Source organism: Pseudomonas sp. R1-15 (assembly GCF_051132085.1).
Taxonomy (GTDB): Bacteria; Pseudomonadota; Gammaproteobacteria; order Pseudomonadales; family Pseudomonadaceae; genus Aquipseudomonas.
Genome location: NZ_CP071660.1, coordinates 5,232,219 through 5,245,329, shown reverse-complemented (window position 1 = coordinate 5,245,329; position 13,111 = coordinate 5,232,219). Strand labels below are relative to the sequence as shown.

Below are 13,111 nucleotides of genomic sequence, written 5' to 3'. Positions count from 1 at the left end.
CTCGCGAAGGCGTCAGTACATTCAGCGTCGATGGTGGCTGATACACCGCTTTCGCGAGCAAGCCCGCTCCCGCAAAAGGCTCCGCGCAAGGGCAACTAATACGCCACTGTTCCCGTCGGCCTACGATGCAGGCAAGATGAAGGCCTGCAAGTCAGAACACAGGAAGCTGATCGTGACCGAAGCGTTTATTGTCGTTCAAACCGCCGAGCAAGCCGTGGACCGGCTGGCGGCCCTGCACGAGCGTGCGACCACTGCGCTGAACCAGGCGCTCAAGCGTTATCTCAAGGACCGCATCGAGCCGGATGCCGAGCAACGCGCATTGTTCCGCTATCCGGCCCTGCGCCTGACCTACCATTGCCATGGCGAAGTCCCGCAGACCACCCGCGCCTACGCCAAGGTCCAGCTGCCGGGCACCTACAGCGTCACCGTCACCCACCCGGCGGCATTTCGAAAATACCTGCTCGAGCAGCTTGTCCCGCTGATGCACGACTTCACCGTCACCGTCGAGGTGGGCGTCAGTGAGCAGAACATTCCGTACCCGTATGTGGTGGAGCAGGGCGATGAACTGGCCGGTTCCGGTGTGACGGCGGCGGTGCTGGCGCGGGTGTTCCCCAGCACCGATCTCTCGGCCGCCACCGATGGCATCGCCGATGGCCTCTACGATTGGGAAAACACCGACCCGCTGCCCCTGGCGCTGTTCGACGCCGCGCGGGTGGATTTCTCCCTGCGCCGGCTCGTGCATTACACCGGCAGCGATTGGCGCCATGTGCAGCCCTGGATTCTGCTGACCAACTATCACCGCTATGTCGACCAGTTCATCGTCCACGGGCTGGAGCAGTTGCGCAGCGATCCGCGTTTCGTGCGCATGGTGCTGCCGGGCAACGTGATCATCGACAAGAACATGGATCACGGTGAAGCCTCGGCCATCGCCGCTGGCGTGGTCTGGCATCGCTACCAGATGCCGGCCTATCACTTGCAAGCCAGCGATGGCCACGGCGTGACCCTGGTGAACATCGGCGTTGGTCCGTCCAATGCCAAGAACATCACCGATCACCTGGCCGTGCTGCGTCCGCATTGCTGGCTGATGATCGGCCACTGCGGCGGCCTGCGTCAGTCCCAGACGATCGGCGATTACGTCCTGGCCCACGCCTACATGCGCCGCGATGGCATCCTCGACCGCGTGGTGCCGCCGAACATCCCGATCCCGGCCCTGGCCGAAGTGCAGTTGGCGCTGCAGCAGGCGGCGGCGAACATTACTGGCGAAAAAGGCGACGAGCTGAAAAAACGCCTGCGCACCGGCACCGTGCTGACTTACGACGACCGCAACTGGGAATTGCGCTGGGCCCAGGAGCGTCCATTGATCAACCTGTCCCGCGCCGTGGCGGTGGACATGGAAAGCGGCACCATCGCTGCCCAGGGTTACCGCTTGCGGGTTCCATACGGCACGTTGCTGTGCGTCTCGGACAAGCCGCTGCACAGCGAGATCAAGCTGCCGGGCTCGGCCAACGCGTTTTATGAGCGGGCGGTCAACCAGCACCTCAAGATCGGGATCGCGGCGCTGGACCTGCTGCGCAACGAACTCAACTCGTTGCACTCGCGCAAACTGCGCAGCTTCGACGAGCCGCCGTTCCGCTGATGCCGTCCTGAACGGTGGTTATTTAACGGTCGGGCCACTAGCATGTCGGCCTCGACCGTTGGATATTCTTGCCGCCATGCCCCGTCCTCCACGCCCCGCTTCCCGCCGCCCTGGCGCGAAGCCTCCCGCTTCCACCCCGCGCCGTGTGGCCAAGGTGCCGCCGGCCGAAGCGAAACTGATCCTGTTCAACAAGCCTTTTGACGTGCTGACGCAATTCAGCGACGGCGAAGGGCGCGCCACGCTCAAGGATTTCATCGACGTACCGGGCATCTACCCGGCCGGTCGGCTGGACCGCGACAGCGAAGGACTGCTGTTGCTGACCAATGACGGCCAGTTGCAGGCGCGCATCGCCGATCCCAAGCACAAACTGGCCAAGACGTACTGGGTACAAGTCGAGGGTGAGCCGAGCGACGAGCAACTGCAGCGTTTGCGTGATGGGGTCGAGTTGAACGACGGTATGACGCTGCCGGCCGAGGCCCGTCAGCTGGACGAACCGCAATTATGGCCGCGCAATCCACCGGTGCGCTTTCGCAAAAGCGTGCCGACGAGTTGGCTGGAACTGGTGATACGTGAAGGGCGCAACCGCCAGGTGCGGCGCATGACCGCCGCGGTGGGCCTGCCGACCCTGCGCCTGGTGCGGGTCAGGATCGGTGACTGGACGATCGAAGGGCTCGACCAGGGCCAGTGGAAAGAGGTACCGGCGCGTTTATAACGAGCCGGATTCGATCAGACCGATGACCACGCTCTTGATGATGAATGCCGCCACGCCCAGGCCAAGCACGAAAAACAGGATGAACGAGCCGAAACGCCCGGCCTTGGATTTCTTCGCCAGGTCCCAGACGATGAACCCCATGAAAATGATCAGGATGCTGACCAGTCCGGTCATCATCCACTCTTCGAAAACAGCAGGATCCATCGGCGCACTCCGGCGTGGGCGGGGTTGAAAAGGCAGGGCGAGTATACGGCATGGCGGCGGGGCGCAGGATCGGGCTGCGGCGGTGTGTCGCAGCCCGGATAATCATGGGCTGTTTTTTGTGGCGAGGGAGCTTGCTCCCGCTCGACTGCGCAGCAGTCGAAAACCAGTGGAGATTTGGGGTCGCTGCGCAACCCAGCGGGAGCAAGCTCCCTCGCCACATAAGATCTCAGCTGCGCAGGTGGGTAAGCGGCAGCTCGGTACTGTTGAGCACCTGGTTCAGCACAAAACTCGAACGCACGCTGGTGACGCCTTCGATCCGGGTCAGGTGGCCCAGCAGCAGCTTCTGGTAATGATCCATATCCGGCACCACCACCTTCAGTTGGTAATCCGCGTCGATGCCGGTCACCAGGCTGCATTCAAGCACTTGCGGCAGGTTGCGGATCGCGGCTTCGAAGGTCTCGAAGCGGTCGGGGGTGTGGCGGTCCATGCCAATCAGCACATAGGCCGTCAGGCTCAGGCCGAGCATCTTGCGATCGAGCAGGGCAACCTGGCGGGTGATGTAGCCGTCGTCTTCCAATTGCTTGACCCGCCGCGAGCAGGGGGAGGGCGACAGGCCGATGCGCTCGGCCAATTCCTGGTTCGAGATGCGCGCGTCGCGCTGCAATTCCGCCAGGATGCTCAGGTCGTAACGGTCGAGTTTGCTCATTGAGCGGGCCTTTATTCGGTTAATTGCGGAAGATTATCCATCCAAGGGTAAAAATTGCGCAAGTGGTGTTTATTCAAGCAATCTTAGCAATCATCTGCCGGCGCCTCGGGCCTATGCTTACCACCAAGATCACTGCTCGGACAAACAGTCCAGTGCAGCCCGCCCAATCAGGCCGGCTGCGGTCGCAGTACCCATAGGTACTGGCAGACCCCCGAGCTGCACACTGTCCAGAAGACGGCGTGAGGTGAGCCGATGCCACAAGCGTCGCGCACGGACTAGATTCTCAAGGGGAGGCCGACGGGCCTCCCTTTTTTATGCCTGCGAAATAAACCCCGCGCCTGATAACCTGTCGCAGAACCGGCCTGGGCTTTTCCAGTCTTATTTTCAGGCCCCCGAACCGCTGTGAGGAATTTCATGAAGTCGCGCATCTGGCGTTTGGCAGGTGTTGGTCTGTTGTGGGCAAGTGTCAGTGCGCAGGGAATGGCGGATGATCAGCAGAACCGTGGCGGCCCAAACGGTAATGGCCCGGGTTATTCAGGCCAGCCCCGGCCGCAAAGCAACGAGATCATTCGTGGCGATAACAGCCGACAGTTCGAGGTCCAGCCGCAATCTCCAGGTGGGCAACACTACGAGCGTCCACCGCAGGACCCCAACGTACACAACCGCCCGCCGCAACAGCAACCGGGCAACAATCTGCCGATCCAGGGCCGGCCCGACAGCGTGACCCAGACCCAGGAGCCGCGACCGGGCTACTACCGCGACATTCCACGGCGCAACGACGGTTATCCGAACGGCGGGCCGCGTCCAGGCCACGACAATCGGCCCGATCAGCACTGGCCCGGTCGGCCGGACGGCCATGGCAACGGTTGGGGGCAGGGGCCGCAATATCGGCCAGGGTATGTGATCGATCGTTTCCCGGATCGGAATTACCGCGTGCCTTATCGCGGCCAGGATTATTTTTACTCGGGTGGCTACTGGTATCGCCCGCAAGGGCCGCGTTATGTCGTGGTGCAGCCGCCTCGGGGCATTCGTACCCGCTATCTGCCCGATTATGCCCGTGAGGTCTGGATCGGCAGCTCGCTGTTTTTCCTCGCCGCCGGTGCCTATTACATTTATGAGGCCAACACCCGGGATTACGTCGTGGTCGAGGCGCCGGTCGCCAATCCGCAGCCGCAGCCCCAGGGCAACAGCTTCGACGTGGTGGCTTATCCGGCCAACGGCCAGTCGCCCGAGCAGGTCAACCAGGACGGCTACGATTGCTATCGCTGGGCGGTGCAGCAGAGTGGTTTCGACCCGCGCACCTATACCTACCCACCGGCGCCGGAAGTGGTGCAGACCTATCGCCGGGCCCAAGGTGATTGCTTGAGCAGTCGTGGGTATCAGATGACGTACTGATTACTCGAAATAGAAAAAACAGCTCCCTGTGGCGAGGGAGCTTGCTCCCGCTGGGCTGCGCAGCGGCCCTAAGATCTTGCGGTCGCTGCGCAACCGAGCGGGAGCAAGCTCCCTCGCCACGGTGACGGCATCAAGCGTCGGTGCGCTTTACTACCTCCAACGGATCGGCATGCACCAGCACCTCGGCCTTCGGATAAGCGCGATGGATCGCATCGGCGGCCTGGTCGCTGATGCCGTGGGCCACTGACAGGGTCAGCTCGCCCGGCAATTCCAGGTGCAACTGCACGAACCAGTGGTTGCCGGAGATTCGTGTGCGCAGGTCATGGGCGCCGACCACGCCGGGCACCGCGCAGGCCAGTTCGAGCATGTGCCGGCTGACGTCCGGCGGCAGCTCTTCATCCATCAGCACGGCGAAGCTTTCCCGGGCAATCTGCACTGCGCTCCAGAGGATGTACGCGGCGATGCCCAGGCCGAACCAGGCATCGAGCTGGTACCAGCCGAACCCTGCCAGGACCAGGGCTACCAGGATGCTGCCGTTGAGCAACAGGTCCGAGCGGTAGTGTAGCGAGTCGGCGCGCACGGCGTTGGAGCCGGTGGCGCGCACGACCCGATGCTGCAACGCCAGCAGAGCCAGGGTCAGTGCCAGGGAAAACACGATCACGCCGACGCTGAGCCAGGGCGCCTCGACCGGCAGCGGCTGCTTGAGTCGTTCGTATGCCTGCAACGCGATCAGCACCGCACTGCCGCCGATGAAGAGTGCTTGGGCCATGCCGGCCAGTGATTCAGCCTTGCCGTGCCCGTAGCGATGATCATCATCAGCCGGTCGCAGGGCATAATGCACCGCCAGCAGATTGAGCAACGAGGTGACGCCGTCCAGCGCCGAGTCGGTCAGGCCGGCAAGCATGCTTACCGAGCCGCTGAGCCACCAGGCCAGCGCCTTGGCAACGATCAGAATGCACGCCACGGCCACCGATGCGCGGGTGGCCAGGCGTAGCAGGCGAGCATGTTCGGCGCTGGTGGTCATGGCGCGGTCTTCCTTGGGCTGCGCCTCTTACGCGGCGGGTACGAGACCGAGCGTGGCCAGTTGTTGCACGTTGCCCTTGTGCTGGATCAGGCGCGGGTCGTCCAGCGGGAAGCTGCGGCCCAGCTCGCGCTCCAGGATGGCTTGCAGCTTCTGATTATTGACCGTGCCGTCGGCGTTGATGGCCGGCTTGAGTTTCTCCGGTTCGATCTGCACGCTTCTGCCCGGCTCGAAATAGATCGCGCCGGTGGCAAAATCCACGGCAAAGGCGATCAGGCCGGGGATGATGTAGAACAGCAGGCCGACGGCGTCGAGCGCGGCGATGGCCGGGTCGATCTTGCCCTCGATCTGGCCGCGACGGTCGGGGTAGAAGATCGAGCCACAGGCGCTGATCTGGGTCAGCAGGCTGGCGACCAGCACGCCGCCGATCACGCGAAAGGGAATACGCATAACAATCTCCTGAGCAGGTAAGGGCGTTGCTGGTTGGAGTCCAGACCACGCTAAACAGTTCGCCGTTATACTCGGCCCTCTGTTTTGGAGCCAGCATGATTTCTTTGCCGATTGATGAAGTTTTACCGGCCCTGCGCCAAGCCCTGGCGTCGCGCCACGAAGCGGTGCTCGAAGCGCCCCCCGGTGCCGGTAAGACCACCCGTGTTCCCTTGGCCCTGTTGAACGAGCCATGGCTGGCCGGGCAGACCATTCTGATGCTCGAACCCCGGCGCCTGGCGGCACGGGCGGCGGCCGAGCGCCTGGCCAGCGAACTGGGGGAAAAGGTCGGCGAAACCGTGGGCTACCGGATTCGCCTCGACAGCAAGGTCGGGCCGAAAACCCGCATTGAAGTGGTCACTGAAGGCATTCTCACCCGTCGCCTACAGGATGACCCGGCACTGGATGGCGTGGGACTGTTGATTTTCGATGAATTCCACGATTTGCTGATTGGTTCGCTTTTAGGCTTCTGGTTGTCAAGCTTTAAAGGCAACGCCCACAAGGCGTTGCCTGCATTTGCTCTTGCTTAAAAGTCAAAGCCCACAAGGCTTTGATGCTCCTGCTCCTGCTCCTGCTCCTGCTCCTGCTCCTGCTCCTTCCCTCGCTATTCTTGTCTTCAATTAGGTAGCTCACTGATCCTGACTGGCACTCTCAAGTCCAAATCATCACTAAACTCCCAGCGTATACTGCTTCCCTGCTTTGGGAGCCTTGATGATTTCTCTACCTATTGACCTCGTATTGCCAGACCTACGAGAGGCCCTGGCCAACCGCCACGAAGTAATCCTTGAAGCGCCACCTGGTGCGGGTAAGACCACTCGAGTGCCCCTGGCGCTCCTGAACGAACCTTGGCTTGGTGACCAGAAGATCATCATGCTTGAGCCTCGCCGTTTGGCTGCTAGGGCAGCGGCTGAGCGTTTGGCGAGTGAACTGGGTGAGACGGTTGGTGAAACTGTCGGCTACCGGATTCGCCTTGAAAGTAAGGTAGGCCCTCGAACCCAGATTGAGGTGGTCACCGAAGGCATCCTGGCTCGCCGTCTCCAGGATGACCCCGCGTTGGACGGTGTGGGTGTGGTCATCTTCGATGAGTACCACCTTCGAAACCTTGACTCTGACCTTGCGCTGGCCTTGTGCGTGAGTGCTCGTGAGCTGCTGCGTTATGAGCCCCCACTGAAGTTACTTCTGATGTCCGCAACGCTGGAAGGCGCTCGGCTTTCAAAGCTTCTGAATGACGCGCCAGTTGTCACGAGTGAGGGGCGGATGTATCCGGTCTCTACGGTTTGGGGTAGCCCATATCAGCCCGGGGAACGAATCGATTCGAGGGTCACGGATACCTGCTTGGCCGCCATCAACGAACAGCCGGGAAGCGTTCTGGTTTTCCTTCCAGGGCAGGCAGAGATTCGGCGGGTGGCTGAGGTGCTCAAGGAACAGTTGAGCAGTCGTCCAGAGGTGATCGTATGCCCTCTGTACGGTGACCTCGACCTGAACGCACAGCGTGCTGCTATAGACCCGGCACCCAAGGGTTCCCGGAAGATCGTTCTGGCCACGAACATCGCTGAGACCAGCTTGACCATCGAAGGTGTCAGGGTCGTGGTGGACAGTGGCCTTGAGCGAGTGCCGAAGTTTGATCCTAGCAGTGGAATGACCCGGCTCGACACACAGCGTATTTCGAAGGCCAGCGCTACTCAGCGTGCAGGACGGGCAGGGCGATTGGAACCAGGTATCTGCTATCGCCTTTGGTCTGAGTCGCAGCACGAGCAAATGGCTGGCTACAGTACCCCTGAAATCCTGCAGGCGGATCTAGCAGCCCTGTCACTCCAGTTGGCCCGGTGGGGGATGAAGCCGGAAGAGATGACCTGGCTCGACCAACCTCCATCAGCCCCATTCGGCCAAGCCAGAGACCTTCTAAAGCGCCTGGGCGCACTCGACGATGTTGGACAGCTTACACCACACGGTTCGGCCATGAGCGAGCTCCCAGCGCATCCACGAATCGCTCACATGCTCACCAAAGGCAACGCGATGGGCTTGGATGATTTGGCGTGCAACATCGCTGCGTTGCTGGGTGAAAAGGACATCCTGCGTGGAGCAGGTGCCGACCTTCAAACCAGGCTGAGTGCCTTGTCAGGCGAGCAACATTCACGTCGTAGTGGTGGTTCCCTCCAGCGTGTGAAGCAGTCTGCGCGGCAGTACCGATCCCTCCTGCGTGGAAAGGCCTCCAGCCCTGTCAGCGAGCCCAATCACCCAAGATGGGTAGGATGCCTACTGGCGTTCGCCTACCCTGATCGAATCGGCCTGCAGAGACGTGCAAGTGCATCTGAGTACCGTCTCTCCAACGGTCGGGCTGCCGTGTTCTCAGAGCCCGATGCTCTCACCAAGCACGAGTGGCTGGTGGTAGCCGATCTGGGTAGCCGGCAAGGCCAGCGTGAGGAGCGGATCTACCTGGCGAGTGACCTCGATCCGGCCCTTTTCGATGACGAGCTAGATGACCTCGTGAGGTCTGTCGATGAGGTCGATTGGGATGAAAGGGAGGGGGTGCTTAAGGCTGAGCGGCAGTTGAAGGTTGGGCAGCTCATCCTGTCGACGACACCCCTGCCGAATCTTGATGAGCAAACCCGTTCGTTGGCCTTGGTCAGCCTGGTGAGGCGTAAGGGCCTCGAGCTCCTGCCTTGGAACCCTGAGCTGCGCCAATGGCAGGCGCGGGTCGATCTGCTGCGTCAGCTGGATATCCACAATGGCCAAGCAGAAAGCAAGTGGCCTGACCTCAGCGATACCAACCTTCTGGACACGCTGGAAGAATGGCTCGCACCGTACCTGGGCAAAGTCTCGAGGCTCAGCCACTTCAGCCAACTGGATCTGTCATCGATTGTCAGAAATCTTCTGTCTTGGCCGCTTCCACAGGAACTAGAGGTTCAAGCACCCCAGACGATTCAGGTGCCGTCAGGGTCGAACATTCGCATCGACTACAGCGAACAGCCACCTATCCTAGCCGTACGATTGCAGGAGCTGTTTGGGATGGCAGAAACGCCCCGCATAGCCCACGGCAAGCAACCGCTGGTTCTGCATCTTTTATCGCCAGCCCGCAGGCCTGTGCAGGTGACCCAGGATCTAGCCAATTTTTGGCGTAGCACCTATGCGGAGGTCAAGAAGGATCTTAAAGGTAGATATCCGAAGCATTTTTGGCCTGAAGACCCATTGGTGGCAGAAGCTACTGCAAGAGCGAAGCCTAGGAAGCCCTGAGGTACGAGCAGCTTTTTGGGCGTGCCCTGTCGGTCGGCTGTCGTGAACCAAGCCGCCAGAGGCGTCTTGGCCCGTAGGGCTTCCATCCTCACGCCTTTGGCCCTTCGGGCCGGCGCGCTCCGCTTGCTCTGCAGCATGGTTCTTAGAGTAGGCAGCTAACCATTGAGAACTAGCTGCTCACGTAGCTCCATGACCGGGATAGGCGGGTCGGCACGATGCACCATGGCATGACAATTTGGGCAAAGCGGCTTCATGTCGTTGACCGGGTCAACATTCTGGGGGCCGCCCAATGTATGCAAAGGGACTTCATGATGTACATGGATAAAGTCAGTACCGAGTTCACCGTACACATCCCCAAAGCTCATTCCACAGGCCTGGCATGACGGGCCGTAATGGTCGAGGCAGGCCTTTCGGTTAGCGCGACTTCTTTCATGTCGGGTCACGGTCACCTGTTGCCATTCGCCTTCTTCGTCCCCGTGTGGGGCGGGGACGACGATGTTTGCTCGACGAGTTCTGTTGCTTCAGTCGTCTCAGGGTGGCTTGCATCGCTGACAACTTGACCTCGATAAACCTTGTCTACCCACGCCAGAAACTGCTCAGCAAGGAGTTCTATCGTCTCTTCCAGCTCTGACTCGACGACAAGCGGTTCACCTGGCGTTGGCATCTTGGAAAAGATCGGATGTTCGGCGTAGTGCTGTATGCCTTTGACCACCGTATTTGACTCTTGAAGCTTTCTTTTCCAAGTGCGACTTGGCGGCACACCCATCCAACGAACCGAGTGGCTGCCGATCAGGGCAAGCGCTCCACTCCGGGAAAACTTTGCCCACAAATCATCCTGCCCTTCATAAATCCACACTCTGCACTCCACGTGAGGGGAAGCGACCGTCGGATCGAGTTCGAACGCTATTAGACGGATACCCTCGTAGGGTTCGCGATACTCAGCCCAAAGGCTTTTTCGATGTTGTCGAGAGCACTTGAGAAATTTGCAAACAAAGAGTTCTTCACTTGGCGTTGCCGCATTCTCAAAACCTCGAGTCCAGCAACCCTTGGCTGTGTCCGACCTCCACCATTCTTCGAGCGCCATAAGACACTCCTCCTCTCACTAAATACCCATTTTCCGGGGCAGGGCCAATTCCTCTGGCACTTCACCTTCTTTGAATCCAACCAGATAAAGCACGTCTCCAACTGGGAGCGCTTCATGCCGCGAACCCGAGGTCGTGTTCTGGATCACCGAGCAGGTTGCATAGCGCAGAGTAACGCCCAGTTCTTCAAGGCGTTCGATCATGGCTTGGAGTTCTTCAAACACCTCCAAGCGCGCTGTGCTTGAATAAAGCTCGGCGCAGTCGCGATAGTCCCTTAGGTAATCAGTCAGCTCCGCGAATGCCAACGCCTGGTCTTTGGACGTCTCGAAGGCGGGCTCGATGTAATCGCCGATGCTTTCAGCTGCAAGCTTGGCCAAGCCCCTGCCTGATTCGGGCTTCAATGCTTTCGTCATGACATATTTCTGATCGAAATGCTCACGAGCAGCGCGCAGTTGCTCCTCGGTGGGAATCGCCATCGGCTTCGTGAATGCGTCGATGTCTTGAAACTCGAAGGCGCTGGCCAATGATCTCAAAGTGTGGGGGTTCCCTCCTGAGCCAGCCTCCACGCGCTGGATAGTTCTCGGGGTTGTCCTGGCAAGCTCCGCAAGTGTTTCTTGTGACCATTGACGAATCTCACGCAGGTATCTGACCACCTGACCCAGTTCGCCTTTGCTCAGTAAGCGTGTCTCAATTTTATCGAAGCTGCTCATATCGTTTCTCCTGCCCCAGTGGCTAATGTGATGGGTCAAGTATGGAAGCGGCCAAGGCGGTACAACACGACACGAACACGACAGGCTCAGTCCTTATGTCACGCGCCTTCGCGAGCAGCAGGGATTACTTTTTTTCCCTCCAGTCGGCTTTGTAGAGAAGCTGGTCGCGGTGAAGCTGTAACACTTTATGGGCTTGCAGTGTCTGCTGTGTTTCCTTGTTAAACTTCTTTGCTTCATCAAATGCTAGAAATATTTGCTTTCTTTTTACTGAGTTTAGAATGCGGATAATATTTTCCGTGGCGGCCAATTCGATATTTTTGTAGATGATGGAGTCGTGAATTACAAATGGAAGTCGAGTAAGTGATAGCATCGCGAGGTCGAAACCTACAAGTCCGGCGTAGGACTTACCCGTCCCGGTATCCATCGGGCAAGTGAAGCTGTACGAGCTAGCACTTTTTATTCGAAGTTGTGATGGGCCACGATCTGGCCCGTAAACTACACTATTGAAATTTTTTAGCTTATGATTGATGGAAGATTCTAAGTCTAAAAAAATCTCATTATAAATGACGTCTAGTCGGGCTTTGGAAGCCGCCTCGCTTTCTTCAATCGATGCTTTTTGATCGTAAAAACGATTTTCTTCCCTGGCTTTATCAGTGACCTCTTTGATCTCAAAAACCTTGGCGAAAAGATCAGTTGGTGTTCCTTTTGCTGACAGTGCGAGCTTTATCTGTTGGTCGAGTGAGTTGATTTCGCTATTAAGCGCGGCCTCTGTGGTGACCAGATTATGCAGTTCGCTCTTAAGCTCTTTGGATACCAGCTTCCCAATTTTTTCGTGGAAAGCTTCCACTTGCTGCAGGCGTCCAAGATCAGCTGAAGGGAAGAACTCTGCCACCAATGCAATATTTGCTGTCAGTCTTGGAGAAACGCCAGTGATATCACGTTGAAGCTTTTCTCTTCTAGCTGAGACATGATTTTTCTTTTGAATAAGATCATTTTTTTGCTGCTGGATGGATCTTAGCTGCTCATCGAACAGAGCCTCATACGCGCTAAGTGCACCTGCGAAGTTTTCTTTGAGTTCGTCAATGGCTTGCGAATTGTTTGTTATTACTTTGAGGTTGGAGTTGTACTGTGTTTTTGTGACGCCAGGAATTATTTTCGCGGCCATTGATTTGCGCATCAGATCCTTCTTTTCCTTAAAGGAGTGAAGCACCCCACGCTCAGCGGAAACATCTCCTGTACGTTCGAAGAGCTCAATGAGCCGGACTATCGCTGCACTAAGCTTTTCCTTTTGCGCATTTGCTAGCGGAAAATCTGGATCATATTCGCCTTTATTCCAAATTCTGGAAAATGGGCTAACGATAGACCGGAAGTGGCTCTCTAGCACGTCTAGGCCGTAATGCTTTTTAAGAAGTGCCTTGTAATCCTCTACTGAAATTTCATTAAGCACTACGTGGTTTGAATTGCATATTTTGACAATCTCGGCTTCGTCTGTTGATCGGCTTACATACACAGGTTTTCCTGCGAACTCGAAAGTAACTCTATAGATGTGATGTCCGAGTTTTTTTATAACGCCGGCTTTGTCTATTAACAAGCTGCTTCCGCCCATGGCGAAATCGATAGCGAGAAGTGCTGAGGACTTTCCGATGGAGTTCTTGGCCTCGTCATCGCCTAATATCACGTTGAGGCCAGTCTGGAAGTCAATTTGTTGGTGAGTGAATAAATCGCACTTTATTTGCTTAAGCATATTCAATCACTCCGGAGTCTTCCTTTACATCCAAGTAACCTAGGAAAAACAATACATCCAAGGCCGATAGAAATTCTGATGCATCTATAAAGTGGTCTTTTGTCCTAGACAAAGCTTGAGCTACGGTTTCGCCAGGCTGTTTGCCGGCAAGAATAACAAGCATTTTGAAGATTGTTGACTC

At 58.0% G+C, this 13,111-nt stretch carries 13 protein-coding genes and 1 pseudogene; 5 read left to right on the top strand and 9 right to left on the bottom strand.

Going from position 1 to position 13,111, the window contains the following annotated elements:
• Window positions 1–136: 136 nt before the first annotated feature.
• Both amn and J3P97_RS23675 read left to right on the top strand, forming a co-directional pair.
• Window positions 137–1,636, top strand: a complete 1,500-nt coding sequence (amn, locus tag J3P97_RS23680; protein WP_305501175.1) for an AMP nucleosidase — start codon at window positions 137–139, stop codon at window positions 1,634–1,636.
• Window positions 1,637–1,781: 145 nt separating this feature from the next.
• A complete protein-coding gene (locus J3P97_RS23675) occupies window positions 1,782–2,348 on the top strand; it encodes a pseudouridine synthase (RefSeq protein ID WP_434674584.1) in 567 nt (188 codons plus the stop codon).
• Here J3P97_RS23675 and J3P97_RS23670 read toward each other — a convergent pair.
• Together J3P97_RS23670 and J3P97_RS23665 are read right to left on the bottom strand one after the other, a co-directional pair.
• Complete coding sequence (locus J3P97_RS23670; RefSeq protein ID WP_305498615.1) at window positions 2,343–2,552, bottom strand: DUF2788 domain-containing protein; 210 nt, start codon at window positions 2,550–2,552, stop codon at window positions 2,343–2,345. The genes J3P97_RS23675 and J3P97_RS23670 overlap by 6 nt on opposite strands.
• A gap of 226 nt (window positions 2,553–2,778) precedes the next feature.
• Window positions 2,779–3,258 (bottom strand): Lrp/AsnC family transcriptional regulator, encoded by a 480-nt coding sequence (locus J3P97_RS23665; protein WP_305498616.1) that lies wholly within the window; start codon window positions 3,256–3,258, stop codon window positions 2,779–2,781.
• Between the two features lie 414 nt (window positions 3,259–3,672).
• On the opposite strand from J3P97_RS23665, the gene J3P97_RS23660 reads away from it, so the two are divergent.
• Entirely contained in the window at window positions 3,673–4,653 is a 981-nt protein-coding gene (locus J3P97_RS23660) for a DUF6515 family protein (protein WP_434672877.1), read from the top strand.
• Window positions 4,654–4,783: 130 nt separating this feature from the next.
• Here J3P97_RS23660 and J3P97_RS23655 read toward each other — a convergent pair whose 3' ends face one another.
• Together J3P97_RS23655 and J3P97_RS23650 are read right to left on the bottom strand one after the other, a co-directional pair.
• Window positions 4,784–5,677: a cation diffusion facilitator family transporter gene (locus J3P97_RS23655; RefSeq protein ID WP_434672876.1), complete on the bottom strand. Its 894-nt coding sequence runs from the start codon at window positions 5,675–5,677 to the stop codon at window positions 4,784–4,786.
• A 27-nt stretch (window positions 5,678–5,704) separates the two neighbouring features.
• Window positions 5,705–6,124 (bottom strand): polyribonucleotide nucleotidyltransferase, encoded by a 420-nt coding sequence (locus J3P97_RS23650; RefSeq protein WP_434571645.1) that lies wholly within the window; start codon window positions 6,122–6,124, stop codon window positions 5,705–5,707.
• Window positions 6,125–6,219: 95 nt separating this feature from the next.
• Between J3P97_RS23650 and J3P97_RS23645 the strand changes: the two are divergent.
• Window positions 6,220–6,603: pseudogene (locus tag J3P97_RS23645) on the top strand (DEAD/DEAH box helicase); the annotation flags it as partial.
• 268 nt (window positions 6,604–6,871) lie between these two features.
• Window positions 6,872–9,394: an ATP-dependent helicase HrpB gene (gene hrpB, locus J3P97_RS23640; protein ID WP_192020424.1), complete on the top strand. Its 2,523-nt coding sequence runs from the start codon at window positions 6,872–6,874 to the stop codon at window positions 9,392–9,394.
• A 155-nt stretch (window positions 9,395–9,549) separates the two neighbouring features.
• On the opposite strand, the gene J3P97_RS23635 is transcribed toward hrpB, so the two are convergent.
• The 5 genes from J3P97_RS23635 to J3P97_RS23615 form a co-directional block, all read right to left on the bottom strand.
• The gene (locus J3P97_RS23635; RefSeq protein WP_434672875.1) at window positions 9,550–9,759 is read right to left on the bottom strand and encodes an HNH endonuclease; all 210 of its coding nucleotides are present in this window, start codon (window positions 9,757–9,759) and stop codon (window positions 9,550–9,552) included.
• 80 nt (window positions 9,760–9,839) lie between these two features.
• The gene (locus J3P97_RS23630; protein WP_434672874.1) at window positions 9,840–10,478 is read right to left on the bottom strand and encodes a hypothetical protein; all 639 of its coding nucleotides are present in this window, start codon (window positions 10,476–10,478) and stop codon (window positions 9,840–9,842) included.
• 18 nt (window positions 10,479–10,496) lie between these two features.
• On the bottom strand, window positions 10,497–11,186 hold the full coding sequence (locus J3P97_RS23625; protein ID WP_192020422.1) for a helix-turn-helix domain-containing protein: 690 nt from the start codon (window positions 11,184–11,186) through the stop codon (window positions 10,497–10,499).
• Window positions 11,187–11,310: 124 nt separating this feature from the next.
• Window positions 11,311–12,930: a DUF2326 domain-containing protein gene (locus tag J3P97_RS23620; RefSeq protein WP_192020421.1), complete on the bottom strand. Its 1,620-nt coding sequence runs from the start codon at window positions 12,928–12,930 to the stop codon at window positions 11,311–11,313.
• Window positions 12,923–13,093: an ABC-three component system middle component 7 gene (locus J3P97_RS23615; RefSeq protein WP_406229219.1), complete on the bottom strand. Its 171-nt coding sequence runs from the start codon at window positions 13,091–13,093 to the stop codon at window positions 12,923–12,925. Before J3P97_RS23615 ends, J3P97_RS23620 begins: the two co-directional genes overlap by 8 nt.
• Window positions 13,094–13,111: the final 18 nt, after the last annotated feature.